The sequence below is a fragment of the Chryseobacterium gallinarum genome, from assembly GCF_001021975.1.
In the GTDB taxonomy this organism is placed as follows: Bacteria; Bacteroidota; Bacteroidia; order Flavobacteriales; family Weeksellaceae; genus Chryseobacterium; species Chryseobacterium gallinarum.
The window spans coordinates 3,791,996-3,810,281 of sequence record NZ_CP009928.1; the positions used below are offsets into that span (position 1 = coordinate 3,791,996).

18 protein-coding genes are annotated in these 18,286 nt (G+C 36.2%); 9 read left to right on the top strand and 9 right to left on the bottom strand.

Going from position 1 to position 18,286, the window contains the following annotated elements; translation table 11 throughout:
* Positions 1–118 precede the first annotated feature (118 nt).
* Positions 119–928 carry a type I methionyl aminopeptidase gene (gene map / locus OK18_RS16780; protein WP_053328760.1) on the top strand — a complete coding sequence of 270 codons (810 nt, stop codon included), beginning with the start codon at positions 119–121 and terminating at the stop codon, positions 926–928.
* Entirely contained in the window at positions 928–1,695 is a 768-nt protein-coding gene (locus OK18_RS16785) for a class I SAM-dependent methyltransferase (protein WP_050021123.1), read from the top strand. The genes map and OK18_RS16785 overlap by 1 nt, the downstream gene beginning before the upstream one ends.
* 76 nt (positions 1,696–1,771) lie before the next feature.
* Here OK18_RS16785 and OK18_RS16790 read toward each other — a convergent pair whose 3' ends face one another.
* The 3 genes from OK18_RS16790 to OK18_RS16800 form a co-directional block, all read right to left on the bottom strand.
* Positions 1,772–2,104 carry a DMT family transporter gene (locus tag OK18_RS16790; protein ID WP_050021122.1) on the bottom strand — a complete coding sequence of 111 codons (333 nt, stop codon included), beginning with the start codon at positions 2,102–2,104 and terminating at the stop codon, positions 1,772–1,774.
* Between the two features lie 247 nt (positions 2,105–2,351).
* The gene (locus OK18_RS16795) at positions 2,352–2,915 is read right to left on the bottom strand and encodes a Crp/Fnr family transcriptional regulator (protein ID WP_050021121.1); all 564 of its coding nucleotides are present in this window, start codon (positions 2,913–2,915) and stop codon (positions 2,352–2,354) included.
* Between the two features lie 399 nt (positions 2,916–3,314).
* Positions 3,315–3,974 (bottom strand): hypothetical protein, encoded by a 660-nt coding sequence (locus tag OK18_RS16800; protein ID WP_053328761.1) that lies wholly within the window; start codon positions 3,972–3,974, stop codon positions 3,315–3,317.
* A gap of 282 nt (positions 3,975–4,256) precedes the next feature.
* Between OK18_RS16800 and era the strand changes: the two genes are divergently transcribed.
* From era to OK18_RS16825, 5 genes are all read left to right on the top strand, one after another.
* On the top strand, positions 4,257–5,132 hold the full coding sequence (gene era, locus OK18_RS16805) for a GTPase Era (protein WP_050021119.1): 876 nt from the start codon (positions 4,257–4,259) through the stop codon (positions 5,130–5,132).
* Between the two features lie 66 nt (positions 5,133–5,198).
* Positions 5,199–5,627 (top strand): DoxX family protein, encoded by a 429-nt coding sequence (locus tag OK18_RS16810; protein WP_053328762.1) that lies wholly within the window; start codon positions 5,199–5,201, stop codon positions 5,625–5,627.
* A gap of 301 nt (positions 5,628–5,928) precedes the next feature.
* Positions 5,929–7,362: an MBOAT family O-acyltransferase gene (locus tag OK18_RS16815; protein WP_053328763.1), complete on the top strand. Its 1,434-nt coding sequence runs from the start codon at positions 5,929–5,931 to the stop codon at positions 7,360–7,362.
* Complete coding sequence (locus OK18_RS16820) at positions 7,363–8,322, top strand: hypothetical protein (protein WP_156173317.1); 960 nt, start codon at positions 7,363–7,365, stop codon at positions 8,320–8,322.
* Between the two features lie 26 nt (positions 8,323–8,348).
* Positions 8,349–10,751 carry an alpha/beta hydrolase family protein gene (locus OK18_RS16825; protein ID WP_082129273.1) on the top strand — a complete coding sequence of 801 codons (2,403 nt, stop codon included), beginning with the start codon at positions 8,349–8,351 and terminating at the stop codon, positions 10,749–10,751.
* Between the two features lie 53 nt (positions 10,752–10,804).
* Here OK18_RS16825 and OK18_RS16830 read toward each other — a convergent pair whose 3' ends face one another.
* Positions 10,805–11,494: an HAD family hydrolase gene (locus tag OK18_RS16830; RefSeq protein WP_053328765.1), complete on the bottom strand. Its 690-nt coding sequence runs from the start codon at positions 11,492–11,494 to the stop codon at positions 10,805–10,807.
* A gap of 77 nt (positions 11,495–11,571) precedes the next feature.
* Between OK18_RS16830 and OK18_RS16835 the strand changes: the two genes are divergently transcribed.
* Both OK18_RS16835 and OK18_RS16840 read left to right on the top strand, forming a co-directional pair.
* Entirely contained in the window at positions 11,572–12,138 is a 567-nt protein-coding gene (locus tag OK18_RS16835; RefSeq protein WP_050021116.1) for a Crp/Fnr family transcriptional regulator, read from the top strand.
* Between the two features lie 160 nt (positions 12,139–12,298).
* On the top strand, positions 12,299–12,802 hold the full coding sequence (locus OK18_RS16840; protein ID WP_174441964.1) for a GNAT family N-acetyltransferase: 504 nt from the start codon (positions 12,299–12,301) through the stop codon (positions 12,800–12,802).
* 134 nt (positions 12,803–12,936) lie between these two features.
* Here the strand turns inward: OK18_RS16840 and OK18_RS16845 are convergent, their stop codons facing one another.
* The 5 genes from OK18_RS16845 to OK18_RS16865 form a co-directional block, all read right to left on the bottom strand.
* Positions 12,937–14,298, bottom strand: coding sequence for an MATE family efflux transporter (locus tag OK18_RS16845; protein ID WP_050021115.1), 1,362 nt, complete (start codon positions 14,296–14,298; stop codon positions 12,937–12,939).
* Between the two features lie 110 nt (positions 14,299–14,408).
* A complete protein-coding gene (locus OK18_RS16850) occupies positions 14,409–15,593 on the bottom strand; it encodes a sigma-54-dependent transcriptional regulator (protein WP_050021114.1) in 1,185 nt (394 codons plus the stop codon).
* 56 nt (positions 15,594–15,649) lie between these two features.
* Positions 15,650–16,309, bottom strand: a complete 660-nt coding sequence (locus OK18_RS16855) for a YggS family pyridoxal phosphate-dependent enzyme (RefSeq protein WP_053328766.1) — start codon at positions 16,307–16,309, stop codon at positions 15,650–15,652.
* 72 nt (positions 16,310–16,381) lie between these two features.
* Positions 16,382–17,242 carry a polysaccharide deacetylase family protein gene (locus tag OK18_RS16860; protein ID WP_050021113.1) on the bottom strand — a complete coding sequence of 287 codons (861 nt, stop codon included), beginning with the start codon at positions 17,240–17,242 and terminating at the stop codon, positions 16,382–16,384.
* Between the two features lie 312 nt (positions 17,243–17,554).
* Positions 17,555–18,283: a DUF72 domain-containing protein gene (locus tag OK18_RS16865; protein ID WP_053328767.1), complete on the bottom strand. Its 729-nt coding sequence runs from the start codon at positions 18,281–18,283 to the stop codon at positions 17,555–17,557.
* Positions 18,284–18,286 lie beyond the last annotated feature (3 nt).

Consider the following 18,286-nt stretch of genomic DNA (forward strand, 5'->3'; position numbering starts at 1 on the left):
TAATCCTATCAAAGCTTCTGCTTTTGGTCAGTAAAAGTCTATAGATTGTTATAATTTAGAAATACACATAACGGTGTAATCTAGCTTCTAACATCTAATATCTAACATCTATACAACAATGATTCAATTAAAAACGATAGACGAACTACGTCTGATGAAGGAGAGTGCCCGTTTGGTTTCAAAGACACTGGGAATGTTGGCTAAAGAAATCAAGCCGGGAATTACTACTTTATATCTGGATAAACTGGCACATGATTTTATCAAAGATCATGGTGCAGAACCCGCTTTCTTAGGATACGGAGGTTTTCCAAATTCCCTGTGTATTTCTCCAAATGAACAGGTTGTTCATGGTTTTCCCAATAAGGAAGTCGTAAAAGAAGGAGATGTTCTTTCCGTAGACTGTGGAGTAATTCTTAACGGTTTTGTAGGAGACCATGCCTACACTTTTGAGATTGGTGAGGTAAAACCTGAGGTAAAAAAACTGTTACAGGTGACTAAAGAATCTTTGTATAAAGGGATTGAACAATGTATCAGGGGGAAAAGAATAGGAGACATTTCTCATGCTATCCAGGCACATTGTGAAAAAGAAGGATACGGAGTAGTAAGAGAGCTTGTAGGGCACGGTTTGGGAAGACAGATGCATGAAGATCCTCAGGTTCCTAATTATGGAAGACAGGGAAGCGGAAAAGTAATCAAAGATGGTTTGGCAATTGCTATTGAGCCGATGATCAATCTTGGTACTGAAAAAGTGAAATTCCATAATGATGGCTGGACGGTAACGACTTTGGATAATATGCCATCTGCTCATTTTGAACATGATGTAGCCGTAATCAACGGTAAGCCGGTATTGCTTTCAACGTTCCAATACGTGTATGAAGCATTGGGAATTGTAAGCGATGAAGAGAAGCCATTCCAACTGGATTTTTAATGAAAAAACTAACCAAGCTTTTATTGAATAAAATTCCACGCCCGGTGCTTATTAAAATGAGTATTTGGGCGAGGCCTCTTATTTATCAGCTTTTTAAAGGAGATACTTTCTATGATCCTATTGATGGAAGATCATACAGGAAATTCCTGCCGTACGGATATGGAAAGCAGAGAGAAAATGCCCTTTCTCCGGGAACATTAAGTCTGGAGAGACACCGGCAGATGTGGCTGTATCTTCAAAATGAAACTGATTTTTTTATTAAAAGCTATAAAGTCCTGCATATTGCGCCGGAACAGGAATTTCTGAGGAAATTTAAAAGAATGAGCAATCTGAATTATATTTCTGCTGATTTATATTCTCCGATTGTAGATGTGAAAGCTGATATTCTGGATTTACCTTTTGAGGACAACAGTTTCGATATTGTTTTCTGTAATCATGTCCTGGAACATATCGAAGACGATGCTAAAGCGATGAGGGAATTATACAGGGTAATGAAGCCCGGAGGCTGGGGAATTCTTCAGGTTCCGATGAAAAACTCATTGGAAAAAACATACGAAGACTTTTCTATTAAGGACCCTAAAGAGCGTCAGAAACATTTCGGGCAATATGATCATGTCCGTTGGTACGGAATGGATTATTTTGACCGATTAAGAAATGTAGGTTTTGAAACGGAAGCCAATTTCTATTCTCAGAAGTTTTCAGAAGAAGAAATAAAAAAATACGGGTTAAGAAGTAATGAAATTCTGCCCGTAGTATATAAAAAATAATAAAACCGTCTTCCGGGAAGGCGGTTTTATTGTAGTATAGATAGAAAGTTTGTTTTGCTTTAATGTTATCTGAGGTTTAGTGGGATGAAGACACTGCTTTTAAACCTACTACAGAACCGATAAGGGTTACAATAAAGAACACTCTCCAGAAACTTACCGGATCTTTAAAGAAAATAATTCCCATTAAAGCCGTTCCTACAGCTCCGATACCTGTCCATACAGCATAAGCGGTACCGATTGGTAATGTCTGGGTTGCCTTGATCAGTAAAAGCATGCTTATTGTCATCGTAATCAGGAAACCTGCATACCAAAGATACATCTCAGTTCCTGATGTTTCTTTTGCTTTTCCCAGACATGAGGCGAAGGCTACTTCAAATAGCCCTGCAATAACTAATATTATCCAATTCATTTTTTAAATTTTTCTCTAGCAAATTTCAGTATTTGAAAGCAGAATCAATTTTACAATTGTTAAAAAATGAGTTTTGGTAGATTAAGTACGCTATTGCATCCAATAGAAGCGGGCTTTAGCCCGCTTTCAAAATAAATATCTATTCCATTGGCTTTAGCCCAAACTCAAATTGTTGAAATTAATTAATAAATGAGACAAACAATTTTAACCGCCAGAACTTCCATATTCAACTCCTATCCATAAAAGCTTACTTAATCTCCGCCCGGATCCTGCTTAAACTTACCTGCGTAATTCCAAGATAAGAAGCAATATATCCTAGCTGAACCCTTTTCAGCAGGTCAGGGTTGTTGTGCATCAGGTCCTTGTACCGTTCCAGTGATGTTTTGAATTGTCTCGAAATAATCAGCTCTTCAGATTTTATCATTTCCGCTTCTGCCAGTTTTCTGCCCCAATTGGCAATATGAATATCTTCGTTGAAAAGCTTTTTCAGGTTTTCAGTTTCTAATCTATATAAATCACAGTCTTCAAGAAGTTCAATACTTTCATAGCCGGGTTTGTCTTCTACATAGCTTTTCATGGAGAGGATACTCTGGCCTTCACTTCCGAACCAGAACGTGATATCAATTTCTGAAGTGGGAGAATAAGCCCTTGCAATCCCTTTCCGGATGAAATAGAGATAGGGAATTACTTTGTCAGCCTCCATAAGGCAAAAACCTTTAGGGTAGGAAACCTCTGTGATGTATGATTTCAGGCTGTTTTTAGAAGCCTGTGGAAGGGGATATATCTGATCAAGAATCTGGTCTATATTCATAAAAATGAATTCTAATAGTCAAAAATATTAGTTTTAAGTAATGCAATACAATATAATCACATCATTTTTATGCTCATTTTAAAAACTATTATAGAACCAGGGTTAACTTCAGAAAGATATACTGTTAAAAAATAACCTCTATTGATAGGAAAATTTGAAATAGTTGTAAAAAAAATCCCGGATGATTATATCCGGGACCTGATGTATATGAAAATTGTTTTAATACAATTTTCTGTTCTTTAAAAAATAAATGACTAAGTATATAAATAATACAGAACCTATAGCTAATAATAAGTCTCCGGGAACATTTACATGGTTCAGTTTTAAAACTGAACCTAAACATGATGTCAGTACCGATAGTATTAATAAAAATATATTCTTCTTCATTTGGATTATCATTTATAAAGTTTTTACTCCGCAGTACACCACAGATGTCAGAGCAGGCAGCGGACTTGTATACCATGCCAGGCAGCCAATGAAACCATCGCAAATATCGTCATACGCCTGATCAAAACATTTTCTGAAAGGCTTTTTAGCAGTATTGGCAATACTTGCGTTTTCCAAAAGAGGTTCTTTTACTCCTGTTTCTTCTTTTATATCAACCTGAACGCCCTTTGAAAATACTTTTATCACCCTTACTTCTTCAGATGTGATAATGATTTCCCCATCCCCGTTGCCATCTACATTATTTTCCATGATAGCCTGGAAATCTTTAAAGTTCGAAACAAATTGTTTTGTGGGAATTCCTTTAAATGGGATAGCATACATATCATTAGTGCCATCTGAAAATTTATAGCCTGAAGTTCCTATGTTGGCTAATAAAGTACTGTTGAGTAAGCTGAGGAAGTTTTTATCGATGCTGATGTCACTGGCAATAGATATCTTGTATTTGTTTTCGAGCATCTTGATAAGATCCGAATCACTGATTTTACTGGCGGTATTCGTTTGATCATTTAACTGTTCCGTTTGATTAATGGGATTTAAAGCTGAATCATCATTGCTGCATGAGCTGAAACATGAAAGCACTACCATAGAGCTTAAAAAAAGAATTTTTTTCATTGTTATTAAAATTTTATGTTAAGTCACAAACATAGGAATTTATTTTATAATCAACAAATATTCATTAATAATATTAATATGTTTAATTATTTACATTAAATGTAAATCTATTTTGGTAATAGTTGAAATTTGCTATATGTGATTATATAAATATAGCTTCCGAACGGCCTTAAATATCAGTCTAAAAAGAAGACAGGAGAGCACTTTTCTTTTTAAATATTGAGATTAGCAGTAAAGACCAATTTTGTTTTACTAACTTTGCAGTTCATAATATTTTTTTTTATGCACAAAGCAGGATTTGTAAATATAGTTGGAAAGCCTAATGCAGGAAAATCTACGCTGCTCAACCAATTAATGGGAGAAAAGCTGGCGATTGTAACGCAGAAAGCGCAAACGACCCGTCACAGAATTTTTGGTATTTATAATGAAGATGATCTGCAGATCGTATTTTCCGATACACCGGGGGTTTTAGATCCCAAATATGGACTTCAGGAGAAAATGATGGATTTTGTAAAAGATTCGTTGCAGGATGCTGATGTTTTCCTGTTTATTGTAGATGTTACCGATAAAGCAGAACCATCTGAGTTTCTTATTGATAAACTGAATAAAATTCCTGTTCCTGTTCTTCTATTGCTCAATAAAGTAGATCAGACCAATCAGGAGGGACTTGAAAAGCTGGTGGAAGACTGGCACAATAAGATTCCGAAGGCGGAAATTCTGCCTATTTCTGCCCTTAATGCCTTCAATACAGAGGTTATTCTACCTAAAATAAAATCTTTACTGCCGGAAAATCCTCCTTATTATGACAAGGATCAGTTTACGGATAAACCTGAAAGATTTTTTGTCAACGAAGCGATCCGGGAGAAAATTCTTTTAAACTATGAAAAAGAAATTCCTTATTCGGTGGAAGTTGTCACGGAACAGTTCAAGGAAAAAGAAGGAATTATTTTTATAGATTCCATCATTTATGTGGAAAGAGATACCCAGAAGGGAATCATTATCGGGCATAAAGGGGAGGCTATCAAAAAGGTAGGTACTGAAGCCAGATTAGACCTTGAAAAATTCTTTTCTAAAAAAATTCACTTAAATTTATTTGTTAAAGTGAAAAAAGATTGGAGGAAGAACGACAGGGATTTAAAAAATTTCGGTTACCGATAAACTAAAACCGTTGTGATCCCGTTGTATTAAAAGATTTTTATTACCTTAGTCTAAATTTTTTAGTAAATGAACTATAACAACTCAAATTCAAGCTCGGTACCCAAAGATATCATTGTATTCGTGGTGAGAGTATTTGTTGGTTTTGCAATGCTTTCCCATGGATTTCCAAAGCTTCAGATGTTATTGGCAGGCGGGAAAATTGAATTTTTTGATTTTATGGGATTAGGACCTCAGATTTCCCTGATTCTTACTGTTTTTGCAGAATTTGTATGTTCTATTTTACTTATATTAGGGCTTTTTACAAGGGTCTCTTTAGGGTTCCTGATCTTCACAATGGCAATGGCTGCCTTTTTTGTGCATGGAGCGGATCCTTTTGAAAAAAGAGAAATGAGCCTTATCTATCTTTCCGTTTATCTTTTATTGATGGCAACCGGACCAGGCAAGTTTTCAGTAGATTATATGATAGAAAAAAGAAAAAGAGCTTCAGATTGGTAGATCAGATTCCTCATTTGAAACAATATATCATAAAGGCTATTTCGCATACTGTGGAATAGCCTTTATGATGAATTTAAATGATTTTAGGATAATTTAAATTCTATTTTTTATATTTGAAACTTGAAATATAAATATGAAAAACTTCCCTCTCCGTTCTGTAACCAGACAGAATATTCCATTTTGTTCCCACGGTACTCAAATATACATGAGTGAAAACTATTCTTTGTACAATCATCACAGCATTTGAAATAGGGGAGTTCATTGTGTTCAAAATTATTGTATAAGGTAGTTTAAAGAGATTATGCTATTTAATTCACTAGCTTTTTTAATTTTTCTTCCTATAGTTTTTATTTTATACTGGTTTGTATGCAATAAGAATTATAAGTATCAGAATATACTTCTGCTTGTAGCCAGCTTCTATTTCTATAGTTGTTGGGATTTTCGGTTTTTGTTTCTCCTGATGTTTTCCATTGCTTTGGATTTCTTTTCCGGAATACAGATTGAAAACAGTAAGACAAAAAGAGCGGCTACCATATGGCTGACCATAAGTATAGCCATTAATCTCGGGTTTTTGGGCTTTTTTAAATACTATAATTTTTTCATTGATAATTTTGCAGAATTATTAAAAGGGTTGGGATTCACGGTGAATATGTGGACTTTAAAAGTCATTCTGCCTGTAGGTATTTCTTTTTATACTTTCCATGGATTATCATATGTCATAGATGTGTACAAAAAAAGGATTCCTGCGGAGAAAAACTATGTGGACTATGCTGTATTTGTCAGTTATTTTCCCCTACTGGTTGCCGGACCTATTGAAAGGGCCACCCATTTACTTCCCCAGATACAGCGAAAAAGATCTTTTAGTTATGAAAAAGCAAAAGATGGAATGGCCCAGATTCTTTGGGGCTTTTTCAAAAAAATGGTAATTGCAGATAATTGTGCTCCCATTGTTAATGAGATATTCAATAATGCACCAACAGAAAGTGCCAGCAACCTGGTTTTAGGAGCAATCCTTTTTGCATTCCAGATTTATGGTGACTTTTCAGGATATTCTGATATTGCATTGGGAACATCCAGGCTATTCGGGATAGAATTATTAAAAAACTTCTCCTATCCTTACTTTTCAAGGGATATCGCCGAATTCTGGAGACGATGGCATATCTCCCTCTCATCATGGTTCAGAGATTATCTTTACATTCCGCTGGGAGGAAGTAAAGGAGGATTGTGGATGAAGATCAGAAATACCTTTATCATCTTTCTGGTGAGTGGTTTCTGGCACGGAGCTAACTGGACTTTTATTATTTGGGGTGGATTAAATGCTTTATTTTTTCTTCCATTGCTATTGGCTAAAAAAAATAGAGAGAATCTGGAAGTAGTGGCTGCAGGAAGATTAATCCCTTCATTAAGGGAAGCTTTCAGTATTTTACTCACTTTTATACTCACCTGTTTTGCATGGATTTTCTTCAGGGCAGAAAGTGTTTCTTCTGCAATTCAATATATAAAAGGTATTTTCAGTGATAGTTTGTTTGCTTTCCCAACAGAATTCAGGCCGGAATTATTAGGGCTGATCATGGTCATGCTTGGGATGGAATGGCTTAACAGAACACAGGATTTTGGGTTGAGAATCCATAAGCAAAAGCCAATGTTACAAGCAATAGTTTATATTGCAGTAGCTTATCTGATCCTGAATTTTGCCAATTTTGGCAGTAATGAATTTATTTATTTCCAGTTTTAAATGAAAAGATTTATATCACTAGTCTCCATATTCATTTTTATCATGTTCGTTATCGGCTTGATCAAGATTGCCTTGAAACCTAATCAAAATTATTCATACCCTTTTCTTAACGCAAAACTGGAATATCTTAAAGAACATCCTGAATATAATATGTATTTTGTTGGAAGTTCAAGAATCAATAATCAGATTGACTGTAAATTGATTGATCGCAAAATAAGCGGAATAAAATCATATAACCTGGGAGCCAGTGCCAGCTTTGACCTGGAAAGCTTCCAAACGATGGATTATATTTTGGAAAATCCTTCATTTAAACCTAAATATATTGTACTTGAACTTCAGGACAGGGTTAAAATTACAAGTATAAATCTGAAAACAGAAAGAAGTTTTGGAGTTTTCAATTTTGACAATACACTTTTTGCCGTAAAATCCCAGCAAGAAGAACATAACTACAAACAGATTGCTCTATCATTCGTTTCGTTTGTTTTTAATGTTTTCCACTTTAACAAAATGCCGGATGAAAGAGCGGTTAAACAAGCTCATAATTATTCTATAGATCAGAACCAGGGCTTTTCACCTTTAGACTCCAGTGGTATTCCCAGAACAAAAGAAGCCGAGCTGAAGAAGGTTATTAAAAGAAGATTGGTTAATTATTACGCAGATCATGAAAATTATAAGCCGAACAGTGTTGTTGTTAAAAAAATTAATGAACTTGCAGAAAAGTGCAAAAAGAAAAATATTCAACTCATCTTGTTTATTCCGGGGCCAGCAGAACCTAACGGTAAAAAGTTTTACTCTTATGTAAACGCATTAAATGTTCCGGTTATTAATTTTATGAACCCTGCTGAATACCCGGAATTGTACTGGTATCAAAACCGATGGGACTACGGGCATCTGAATGAAAAAGGGGCTAAAATTCTCTCCACGAAAATGGTTCCTTTTTTAGAAACAATCGTAAAATAGTTGTACTTTCGTGAAAAATGAATTACATGAAGATAAAACTGACTATTTGCCTTCTGGCATTTCTCAATTTCTATGATGCACAGGAAAATATTACATATCAGAAACCATCGGCTGAAATCCTGAAACTGGCAGATTATGAAAGGCCGCCCGGCGTTTTGATGAATACTAAAAAAGATTGGGTTGTATTCACGTACCGCCCGACTTACAAAACGTTACAGGATCTTAGTCAGCAAGAGATGAAGCTGGGAGGATTAAGAATTAACCCGGTTACCAATATTGCAAGTACTGTTACTTATTTCAATAATCTGAAGATCAGAAAGATTAATGATAAAAATGAATCCCAGATAAAAAATTTACCTGCTGAAGCAAAAATCACCTATATTTCGTTCTCACCGGATGAAAAGAAACTTGCTTTCACAAATACAACCAATAAGGGGGTAGAACTCTGGGTAGTGGATATGGAAACGGCTTCAGCTAAAAAGCTGACACAGGATAACCTGAATGCAAATTTAGGGAGTCCTTATATTTGGAGCAATAATTCTCAAAGTTTATTGATCAGGACACTGCCACAAAACAGGCCTGCGTTGATAGATTCAGGTAAAGATCTTCCTACAGGGCCTATTGTTTCTACAGCAGATGGAAAAGTATCACAGAACAGAACCTATCAGGACCTTTTGAAAAACCCTCAGGATGAGAAAAATTTTGAAGTGCTTACTGCTTCAGAAATTTATAATGTAGACCTGAATGGAAATCTTAAAAAAGTAAAAGACCAGGATATGTATGCAGGGCTAAGTTTCTCTCCGGACGGAAACTACCTGATGGCTACCGTTATTAAAAAGCCTTTCTCTTATATTGTCCCTTTGAGCAGGTTTCCTTCAACTACCACAGTGTATGATAAAGAAGGGAATGTGGTAAAAGTCGTAAATGAAGTTCCCTTAAATGAAATCATGCCAAAAGGCTTTTCATCAGTAAGAAAAGGAAAAAGAAATATGATCTGGAGAAGTGACGCCCCGTCAACATTGGTTTTTGCAGAAGCGCTTGACGAAGGTGACCAGTATAAACCGGCTGAATACCGGGATGAAATCTTTACATGGGAAGCTCCGTTTACAGCTGCTCCGAAATCTTTCTTTAAAACCAAACAGAGATACGATGGAATAGACTGGACGAATGATCATTATGCTATTGTTTCCGAAGGATGGTATGATACAAGAAATACAAAATCCTTCCTTGTGGACCTTAACAATGGAGAATCAAAGGTAATAGATGACAGGAATTCTCAGGATGTTTACAGTGATCCAGGACGCTTTAATACCGTAAAAAACCAATATGGAAGAAGTGTTGTTGACATGAAAGGAGGTAAGGCTTATCTGATAGGAGAAGGATTTACAAAAGATGGACAGCATCCGTTTATTGATGAAATGGACGTTAAATCATTGAAAAAGAAAAGACTGTACAGTTCAAATCTTAAAAATGCCAAAGAAGGAATTGTAGATATTCTTAACCCTGCAAAAGGCGAGATTTTAACCACTCAGCAGTCTTCCAGTCAATACCCAAACTACTTTAAAAAGAATATTAAATCCAATAAAGCAGAACCGGTAACCAACTTTGCCAATCCTTTTGAAAGTATTAAAGACGTATACAAGGAAGTGATTACTTATAAAAGAAACGATGGCGTTACGCTGACCGGAACCCTTTACCTTCCTGCCAATTACGACAGAAAGGCAAAAAAAGAAAAGCTGCCTTTACTGATCTGGGCTTATCCTACAGAGTATAAAGATAAAAATACAGCAGGGCAGAACACCCAGAACCCGAATGATTTTACATTCCCTTCTTACGGTTCTTTCATATACTGGACAACAAAAGGATATGCCGTTCTGGATGATGCTGCTTTCCCAATTATTGGTGAAGGAAAAACAGAACCTAATGATACCTTTATCCCTCAATTGGTAGCAAATGCCGAAGCAGCAATCAATGCGGTAGATCAGTTAGGATATATAGATAAAAAGAAAGTAGCGGTAGGAGGACATTCTTATGGAGCATTTATGACGGCTAATCTTTTGACGCATTCCAATCTTTTTGCATGTGGAATTGCAAGAAGTGGTGCCTACAACAGAACCCTGACTCCGTTTGGATTCCAGAGTGAGCAAAGAAACTATTGGGATGTTCCGGAGATTTATAATACCATGTCTCCATTTATGCATGCGGACAAAATGAAAACACCACTTCTTCTGATTCATGGTGATGCGGATAACAATCCGGGAACTTTCACATTGCAGACGGAAAGGTACTTCCAGGCGTTGAAGAACTTAGGAGCACCGGTGAAAATGGTTCTTCTCCCTAAAGAAGCCCATGGTTACCAGGCAAAAGAAAATATCTTCCATGTTTTATGGGAGCAGGATCAGTTCCTTGAAAAATGCCTTAAAAAATAAATTGAAAGCCTCGTTTCTTACAACGGGGCTTTTTTATTTAGTATCGATGACCGTCACAAATATTTTACAATTTCATCAATGCTTTTTAATTCCATAAAATGCTCATGATTCAGATGTATATCATGTTGTTCATGGCTCCAGGTAACATGGTAAGGAATATGAGCTGCATTACCACCGATTTCCAATACGGGTAAAATGTCGGATTTGATAGAATTCCCGAGCATCAGGAAGTTTTCAGGTGAGCAATCCAGATGTTTCAGCAACTTGTTATAGTCGTGTTCTTTTTTGTTACTCATGATTTCAATGTGATGAAAAAAGTCTTGTAATCCTGAATTTTTCAGTTTACGTTCCTGATCCAGGAGGTCTCCCTTCGTGGCAACCACCAGTCTGTACTTTCCTTTTAAACTTTCGAGGGTTTCAGTTACCCCGTCCAGTAGCACAACCGGTTTCCGAAGCAGGTCCTGCCCCAATTGAATCACTTTGTTAACTAATTCCATTGGGGCTGTATTATCCGAAACCTTGCCAATCGTCTCTACCATACAAAGCATGAATCCTTTTACACCATAGCCATACAGGTGGAGGTTTTGCATTTCGGTTTTAAGCAGCTCCTGCGATACAGAGTGCTGAGGGAGATAATCTTCAAGAAGTGTACAGAATTCTTTTTCTGCTTCCTGAAAGTATGGTTCATTGCTCCAAAGGGTATCATCTGCATCAAAGGCAATCGTTGTGATGTGGTTTTTCATTTTACTTTTTGTACTTTTCTGCTGGCAAAATTCACAATAAAAAATAAATTATAAAAGGACATTTGTCCCGGATCTCTATGCTACGAACAAATCAGTCATTTTTAAGTCATCTTGAAAAGCTTTATCATAAACAATCGGTAAAAAATATTATTTTGGAAACTTTTTCCAAAGGACAGGAATTATTAATTCAGGATCATTCAGTTTCCAAAGTCATGCTGATTAAAGATGGAATTACAAAATGTTACTTTGAAGAAGAAAACGGGAAAGAATATATTGTAGAATTCCTGGGAAGCGGTGAAATCCTCGGCGAAGTAGAACTGATTAAAAATATTCCTTGCCTGTGCAGTATTGAAGCTTTAACGGAAGTTACAGTCTATACTATAAGTCTGTCTTATTTTAATGAATTAATTAGAAAAGATCTTACCTTGAATAATTTATTGTTGAATTCTTTTGCAGAACGAATTATCAACACTTCAAGCAGGGCTTCGTATCAACAGCTTTATACGGTAGAGCATACCCTCACACAATTGCTTAAAATGCAATCTAAACAGAATATCAAAATTTCCAAAGAAGATATGGCTGCCTATCTGGGGATTACAGTAAGAAGTTTAAACAGAATTTTGAAGTATTTAAATTTAAAATAGAAGTAGTTGGGAAAACATATTTGTATTATTTCTTATTGAGGATTGGTTTTTAATAAGGGGTAATTTGTTTTTTTTATATTTAAATCATATAATTACCTAAAATAAGTGGGGTAGTTTGGGAATTTACCTATTTTTGTACCTGAAAGTTGAAGTAATATTCATGGGAAATATAAAATTCAGAAATGCCGGATTAGCTGACCTACATAAAATTGTAGAAATTTACAATTCAACCATCGCTTCAAGAATGGTGACTGCAGATGTAGAAGAAGTCGAAGTAGAAGGCAAGGTATCATGGTTCAATGAGCATAATCCTGAAACCAGGCCACTTTGGATTGTTGAAGATGGTCAAGGGCAGATTGTAGGTTGGGTAAGTTTCAGTTCTTTTCATGAAAGACCGGCATACAATGGAACGGTGGAAGTAAGTATTTACCTGGATGAAAATTTCAGGGGAAAAGGATACGGAAAAATGATTCTTCAGTATTGTATAGATAATGCGGAAAAGTTTGGTGTTAAAAATCTGGTTGCTCTTATCTTCCTTCATAACGAGCCTAGCCTGAAGCTGTTCAGGTATTTTGGATTTGAAGATTGGGGAACCCTTCCGGATGTTGCAGTTTTAGATGGTATTGAACGAAGCCTGAAGATTTTAGGGAAAAAAATTAAATAAATATAAAGGTTCAGTAAGAATGGGCTTTAGCCAAATGATATGTAAGTTTTATCCTGCATATAAGAGCGGAATGTGCAGTGCTGTCACATCTGAAAGCAAATAAAAAGAGGCTGTTTAAACAACCTCTTTTAGCATTATATATTCTGCTTGATCCTTTTCGCAGACATATTCAAAAACCGCTTAACCAGGAATATAGCAGAGACTGTAAGTCCTAATCCCAGGGCAATCCACATTCCGAAGGCTCCCATTCCCAAGGTCACACAGAAGAAATATCCCAAGGGGATAGTAATTATCCAGTAAGCGATAAAAGTATAGATAGATGGTATTTTAACGTCCTGCAAGCCTCTCAGCATTCCCAGTGCCGTTACCTGGATTCCGTCTGAAAGCTGGAATAAAGCAGCAATAATCATAAGCTTTGAAGCTAACGCTATAACTTCTACCTCTTCTTTTTTTGTAAAGAAGGTAGGAAGGATATGTCTACCCAGAATAAAAACCAGTCCACAAATACACATGAAGATAAAGGCAATCTTCAGGTTGTTGATTCCGACTTTTCTTAATTCAACAAAATTCTGCTCACCCAGCTTTCTGCCGATCATTACTGTAGAAGCCACACTAAAGCCTACACATAAATTGAAGGTGAAAGAAGCCATGCTTAATGCAATCTGATGCGAAGCAATATCATGGGCAGAGATCAGTCCGCAAATAAATGCTGCACCGGCAAAAGCAGTTACCTCGAAGAACATTTGTAATGCAGTAGGAAGCCCCAGTTTTACCATTTTGTCAAACATTTTTTTTGAAAATACTTTGAGCTTTAACGAGAAATCTTTGATATAACGTCTGGTCCTTTTTTCTTTAAGCAATACAAAATAAAGGAAAACCACCATGAAAATCCTGGAAATTAAAGTAGCCAGTGCTGATCCTTTCACTCCCATTGGAGGAATACCCCAAAGTCCTTTAATAAATACATAGTTTAAAGCGATATTAATGATATTCGCAATGATGGTCGCTTTGGTAACTCCTATGGTATAAGAAAGACCTTCGGAAACTTCACGAAGCGTCTGGAATGCCATGAAAGGAATCATGCTTATAACCATGATGCTTAGGAAACCAACCGTATCGGGGATGATCTTGGCAGGCTGTCCCGAATGATAGAGAAGAGGCATCCCCAGCAATAAGATGACCATAAGAATAATCCCAACAGACATATTGATAATAAATCCGTGACTAAATACGGAATTAATGGTATCATGGTCCTGTTTTGAATGTGCTTCTGAAACCAAAGGCGGTATAGCAAAAGAAAATCCCAATGCCAATACAAATATGGAGAAGAATACGGCGTTTCCCAATGAAACGGATGCTAATGCATCAGCACCTAAAAGTTTTCCGACAATAATATTGTCGAATAAATTTACTGAAACCTGCCCTACCTGGGTGAGCATTACAGGCAGAGCCAGAGTCAGGCATTCTTTTGTGTAGTTTTTGTTTAAAAAATTCATAATATTTTAAGATTCATATAGTTTATCATTGAAATGAAAAAAATAAGGGCAAAAAAAAATTTGCAGTGGTGTCACTGCAAATTTTTATGCTATGGTGAATAATCGTTAGATTATTTCCTTACAAAACTTGCAACGTCACTTTCAGAAACCGTGTTTCCACCAAGAATGATCAATCTTTCCACCACATTCCTTAATTCTCTGATATTTCCGGTCCATGAAAGAGCTTTTAGAGCTTCAATAGCTTTATCATCAAACTTTTTCGTTGCAGTACCGTGTTCATCGGCAATCATTCCGGAAAAATGTTCCACTAATAATTTAATATCCTCTTTTCTTTCATCCAATGGCGGAACATAGATTTCAATTACAGAAAGCCTGTGGTAAAGGTCTTCTCTGAATTTACCCTCTTCAATTTCTTTCTGCATATTCTTATTGGTTGCCGCAATTACCCTTACGTCAACTTTAATTTCTTTATCACTTCCAACAGGGGAAACCTTGCTTTCCTGAAGAGCTCTTAACACCTTTGCCTGGGCAATTAGACTCATATCCCCAATCTCATCCAGGAAGATGGTACCTCCGTTGGCCTGCTCAAATTTTCCTTGTTTATCTTTAATCGCACCGGTAAAAGATCCTTTTACATGTCCGAAAAGTTCAGATTCAATAAGTTCAGACGGGATCGCCGCACAGTTGACTTCTACCATCGGGCCTTTTGCTCTCTCACTTTGGTTGTGAATAGCATGGGCAACCAGCTCTTTCCCTGCACCGTTAGGTCCTGTAATCAGAACCCTGGCATCAGAAACTGCTACTTTTTCAATCATTTCCTGGATCTTTTGCAGGGCAGGAGAGTTCCCGATCATCTGATATTTCTTGCTGACCTTTTTCTTTAATGTTTTGTTTTCGGTCTGAAGATTTTTATTTTCCTTTTTCAGTGTTTCCTTAACCAGGGCATTCTTCACACTTGTGATCAGCCTGTTGATATCAATTGGTTTGGAAATAAAGTCGTATGCTCCTTCTTTCAGACAAGAAACAGCAGAATCGATGTCTGCGTGACCTGAGATCATGATAAAAGTAGTTTCGGGCTTCAGTGCCATACTTTGTTTTAAAAGCTCGGTTCCTGAAAGTTTAGGCATTTTGATATCAGAAATCACCAAGGCGAAATCTTCTTTTTCTATCTGTTTATAACCTTCAAGGCCGTCTTCGGCGATAACAAATTCATAATCTGTGAGTTCATCAGAAAGAATACTGTGAAGTACTCCCGATATTGCTTTTTCGTCTTCTACTATAAGGATTTTTTGCATAGTTGCAAATTTAAATTTTTTGTTTCAATTATTAGCAAAAATCGTACCTAAAAATTCTACTGTGAATAGTCTCTGCGTCCGAAAATTGCTGATCCAACTCTCACAGAATTAGCACCACAAGCAATGGCAACCGGGAAATCATCACTCATTCCCATTGATAAGGTTTTTAATGTTTTTAATTGATTTAATTCATCAAAAACGCCTTTTAAGGTTAAAAATTCTTTTTTTACCTGTTGCTCATCTTCTGTGAAAGTAGCCATTCCCATTAATCCGGTAATTTCAACATGAGGAAATTTTCCTTCCAGATATTGCAGGAACAATGCCTTGGCCTCAGAAATCTCAAGACCAAATTTGCTTTCTTCCGCAGCAATTTTTACCTGAAGTAAAACTTTAATAACCCTGTTGTTCTTCCCTGATTCTTTATTAATTTCATTCAATAGCCTTTCAGAATCCACACTTTGTATGGTATCTATAAACGGTGCAATGTATTTTACTTTATTGGTTTGTAAATGGCCAATTAAATGCCATTGGATATCCTGGGGAAGAAGCGGGTATTTCTCCATCAATTCCTGAACCTTGTTTTCTCCAAACACTCTTTGTCCCAACTCATAAACCTCCTGGATAGCAGAAACCGGATGGGTCTTTGAAACAGCTACCAGCTGTACTTCTGAAGGAAGCTGATTTTTTATAATCTGATAGTTTTCTTTAATACTCATACATGCAAATTTCCGAAAATTAGTTGACAGTTACCAGTCATCAATACATTATCTTCTGCTTTTACAACAAAATTAATTCAATACCTCATTGATCTTAGGATATTGAGATATTTTCCTGAAAACAAACTTATTGCTTTTTTGCAGTTTTTCGATGAAAAGATCCAGCTCATTGATAGAATCCGTATCCCTGAGGTACTGATCATGAGTGAGAAAGACAAGGTGCCTTGAAGTTTTTTCAAGATCGTTAAGGAAAATGCTGTCCACTTTTTTAATCATCGCCTCATGGCTTCCTTTTAACGTCATCTTTTGAGTAGGACGCCATTCCAGATCCCAACCGATGACCTTATAGCCTGCTTTCTTCAATCCGTTAGCTGCAGCCGTAGAACTTTTAATATCCGTCACATTAATATTGTTCAATCTCCAGATATTTCTTCCCGGTGTTCTCGCTATTTTATCATGGAGCTTCAGGCTGTCTTTGGCAATGTCGAAATCGCGAACCACAAAATCCGCATTTTTGTAAAAATCTGTGTATTTGTTGTGGGCATGGGTAAAACTGTGATTAGCTAGTTCAATCAGGGGACTTTGCTTTAGAAGTTCAAAATCTTTTTTTTGCTTTTTGCTTCCATAAGCATGTTTTCCCACTAAAAAAGCGGTTGCACAAACATTTCTTTTATTAAGTATTTTTAGAAGATTTTCTGTACCCTGATTAGGGCCGTCATCAAAAGTAAGGTAGATCACTCTTTTGTCAGGATCTACGCTTTCATCGTCCTCTTTGGGGACTATTTCTGCGGCAGGATGTTCCTGTGAATTGAGTTTTTCATTCACATCATTCTTGAAATTACAGCTGTTTAATAAAACTGAAGTTGCACTCACCAATGCAAACATCCCGAGAAAAGTCTTATTTTTTGACTTTTCCGCAAAAATTTTTCTCATAAAGGTAATGGAAATTTAAATTGTTAAAAATCGTTAAAAATAACAGTTGAATGTTAACAAATTATATGCCATATTTCCCTGTGTTTTCCTTTTTAAGGTTATTTTAATATCTTTATTTAAAAGACAATTTTTCAGTAATAGTTGAATTGACAACTTTGTTTTAGATCTTTGTAATTTTTAACATTTATAAATGTGAAAACGATAGCCATTCTCTATTTTGGTTAGTGTTAATGTATTTCTCATGTAGCAGAGAATTATTTATTATGGACCATTAAGTAAGAGGTTATCACAGCGAAACCGGCTTTACAAAATTTAAGCCAGCACTTTTTTTAAATACATAGCATTTCTGATAGCTGAAGTTCCCCACGTATTATTAAAGAATATAAAAATGGTTTGTGTTTTATTGCTGATCCCGTCAGCAAGATGATCCAAAAAGTCTTCGCTGTATTCCGATTTGTAAAGGACCGGTTTTCCGTGAAGCCTGTAATACAGTATTTCAGGATGATTCACAATAACATCTTCCGGAAGGTTGCCGGGAAAGCTTACCCCTGAAAAAACAATGTGATGATCTCTTAATATATCAAAAATTTCTTTTTGCCACCAGGACTCATGGCGGAATTCAATGACGTTTAAAAAACTGAAATCAAGATTATTGATAATTTGTTTCAGGTTCTCCGGAGTGTTTTTAAAAGAAGGAGGCAATTGGTATAAGAAGCCCGATAATTTGTGGCTGAGATGGCCTTGAATGTGCTGGCAGAATTTCGTAATCTCTTCTTTTGAACTTATAAGACGTTTTTGGTGGGTAATATCCTTTGGGATCTTGATGAAGAACCTGAAGGTGTCAGGAGTCCCGTCATACCATTTTAAAAGGGTTTTTGCAGTAGGAATTCTGTAAAATGTCGAATTGATTTCCACTGCATTAAAAGTCTGGGAGTATAAAGAAAGAAAATCTTTACTTTGGGCATTTTCAGGGTATAAAGACCCTTTCCAGTCGTTATTGTAAAATCCCGAACACCCGATGTAAAGATTTTCTTTTTTCATAAT

Coding starts and splice junctions, on each gene's coding strand:
- OK18_RS16790 (WP_050021122.1), bottom strand. CDS start 2,104: ATGAATTGGATAATATTAGTTATTGCAGGGCTATTTGAAGTAGCCTTC.
- OK18_RS16845 (WP_050021115.1), bottom strand. CDS start 14,298: ATGAATTTTTTAAACAAAAACTACACAAAAGAATGCCTGACTCTGGCT.
- OK18_RS16860 (WP_050021113.1), bottom strand. CDS start 17,242: ATGAGAAAAATTTTTGCGGAAAAGTCAAAAAATAAGACTTTTCTCGGG.
- OK18_RS16815 (WP_053328763.1), top strand. CDS start 5,929: ATGCTATTTAATTCACTAGCTTTTTTAATTTTTCTTCCTATAGTTTTT.
- OK18_RS16850 (WP_050021114.1), bottom strand. CDS start 15,593: ATGCAAAAAATCCTTATAGTAGAAGACGAAAAAGCAATATCGGGAGTA.
- OK18_RS16795 (WP_050021121.1), bottom strand. CDS start 2,915: ATGAATATAGACCAGATTCTTGATCAGATATATCCCCTTCCACAGGCT.
- OK18_RS16865 (WP_053328767.1), bottom strand. CDS start 18,283: ATGAAAAAAGAAAATCTTTACATCGGGTGTTCGGGATTTTACAATAAC.
- OK18_RS16830 (WP_053328765.1), bottom strand. CDS start 11,494: ATGAAAAACCACATCACAACGATTGCCTTTGATGCAGATGATACCCTT.
- OK18_RS16855 (WP_053328766.1), bottom strand. CDS start 16,309: ATGAGTATTAAAGAAAACTATCAGATTATAAAAAATCAGCTTCCTTCA.
- OK18_RS16825 (WP_082129273.1), top strand. CDS start 8,349: ATGAAGATAAAACTGACTATTTGCCTTCTGGCATTTCTCAATTTCTAT.
- OK18_RS16835 (WP_050021116.1), top strand. CDS start 11,572: ATGCTACGAACAAATCAGTCATTTTTAAGTCATCTTGAAAAGCTTTAT.
- OK18_RS16810 (WP_053328762.1), top strand. CDS start 5,199: ATGAACTATAACAACTCAAATTCAAGCTCGGTACCCAAAGATATCATT.
- OK18_RS16800 (WP_053328761.1), bottom strand. CDS start 3,974: ATGAAAAAAATTCTTTTTTTAAGCTCTATGGTAGTGCTTTCATGTTTC.
- map (WP_053328760.1), top strand. CDS start 119: ATGATTCAATTAAAAACGATAGACGAACTACGTCTGATGAAGGAGAGT.
- era (WP_050021119.1), top strand. CDS start 4,257: ATGCACAAAGCAGGATTTGTAAATATAGTTGGAAAGCCTAATGCAGGA.
- OK18_RS16840 (WP_174441964.1), top strand. CDS start 12,299: ATGGGAAATATAAAATTCAGAAATGCCGGATTAGCTGACCTACATAAA.
- OK18_RS16785 (WP_050021123.1), top strand. CDS start 928: ATGAAAAAACTAACCAAGCTTTTATTGAATAAAATTCCACGCCCGGTG.
- OK18_RS16820 (WP_156173317.1), top strand. CDS start 7,363: ATGAAAAGATTTATATCACTAGTCTCCATATTCATTTTTATCATGTTC.